Source organism: Flavobacterium sp. PLA-1-15 (assembly GCF_049060005.1).
Lineage (GTDB): Bacteria > Bacteroidota > Bacteroidia > Flavobacteriales > Flavobacteriaceae > Flavobacterium.
Window position 1 is genome coordinate 1 of sequence record NZ_JBMGQS010000057.1, and the last position, 1,739, is coordinate 1,739.

A 1,739-nucleotide genomic window follows, 5' to 3' on the forward strand; every position below is an offset into this window, starting at 1 on the left:
AACTGTTTGAGGGCCCAAATGCCGAAAAAATTATCACGCAAGCCTTGAGCATTGCTACGGTTATGGAAATAAAAACACGTCAACAAAACCAATAAAAATGTATTTCTTGCTACATTTGATATAATTCTTTGCAGAATCAATAATTATATGCACGCATAGCATATTTTATACTGCTGTTCCAATTATAATTAATAAATTAGCTATACTTATAACAATCAAAATGACTGTAAAAATAACAGGAATTGGGAGTTACATCCCAGAACAGCGCGTAAAAAATACCGATTTTGAAAGTCATTCTTTCCTAAACGAAGATGGAACGTCTTTGCCTTCCACCAATGATATCATCATTGAAAAATTCAAGGGCATAACTGGAATTGAAGAACGCCGATATACAACTCCAGATCTTGTCACTTCGGACCTAGCTTTTATGGCTTCGCAAAAAGCCATTGAAAATGCCAATATCGATCCAGAAACTTTAGATTACATCATATTTGCACACAATTTTGGTGATGTCCGTCATGGAGCCATCCAATCAGATATTTTGCCAAGCTTGGCGACAAGAGTAAAGCATCGATTGCAAATCAAGAACCCAAGATGTGTTGCCTACGATATTCTTTTTGGTTGTCCAGGTTGGATTGAAGGTGTACTTCAGGCAAATGCCTACATCAAATCCGGAATGGCAAAACGCTGTCTGGTGATTGGTGCCGAAACACTTTCAAGGGTTGTAGATGTTCACGACCGCGACAGTATGATTTATTCGGATGGAGCTGGAGCTTCCATCATCGAAGCTTCAGAAAATGACAACGAAGGCATACTATCGCACGAAAGCGCCACTTTTGCCTACGAGGAAGCCAACTATTTATTCTTCGGAAATTCCTTTAACAAAAACCTTGATCCGGACGTCCGCTACATCAAGATGCACGGTCGAAAAATATATGAATTTGCCTTGAGCAACGTGCCTTTGGCGATGAAAAGCTGTTTGGAGAAAAGTGGTGTTGCGATTGACGATGTTAAAAAAATCCTTATCCATCAGGCAAACGAAAAGATGGACGAAGCCATCATCAACCGTTTCTATAAACTATATGGAAAATCGGCTCCAGAAGGCATCATGCCCATGAGCATCAACTTTCTAGGAAACAGCAGTGTTGCAACTGTCCCTACTCTTTACGATTTACTGATTCACGGAAAAATAGAAAATCAAGAACTTCATAAAGGCGATGTAGTCATATTCGCATCAGTTGGTGCGGGAATGAATGTGAATGCATTCGTTTATAGATATTAAAACCATAATCTATCATAACCGTAAATTCGCAAATTCATCTTTTTGAAAATTTGCGAATTTGCGGTTTCACTTTTAATTAAGTTCCTGTCAATTTCAGAACATTAGAAATCCTCAAAACTTATTATCTTTGCGACTTGGAGCCTTCATGGCTAAATAAAAAACTATGTACGAAAAAACATTTCCAAACAAGCGTTTCAAACACACTTTGGAGTTTCTGAAAAAGCATGTTTCTACCCAAGAAACTATTTTTGATTTGGGCGTTCCGAATCCATTTTCTAAAATCATGGAAGAGAATGGCTATACCGTTAAAAACACCAAAGGCGAGGATTTGGACAATAATCAAACAGCATTGAAAACGGAAGATTATTCTGTTTTTACCGCTTTTGAAATTTTCGAACATTTATTGAATCCCTATACCGTTTTACAAAATGTAAAATGCGACAAATTATTAATATCC

1 protein-coding gene and 1 pseudogene are annotated in these 1,739 nt (G+C 37.4%); both read left to right on the top strand.

Annotation, left to right across the window (positions count from 1 at the left end; all coding sequences use genetic code 11):
* Nucleotides 1-220: 220 nt before the first annotated feature.
* Nucleotides 221-1,282 carry a 3-oxoacyl-ACP synthase III family protein gene (locus tag ACI6PS_RS16170; RefSeq protein ID WP_421013607.1) on the top strand — a complete coding sequence of 354 codons (1,062 nt, stop codon included), beginning with the start codon at nt 221-223 and terminating at the stop codon, nt 1,280-1,282.
* Nucleotides 1,283-1,445: 163 nt separating this feature from the next.
* A pseudogene (locus ACI6PS_RS16175) lies at nt 1,446-1,739 on the top strand (methyltransferase); the annotation flags it as partial.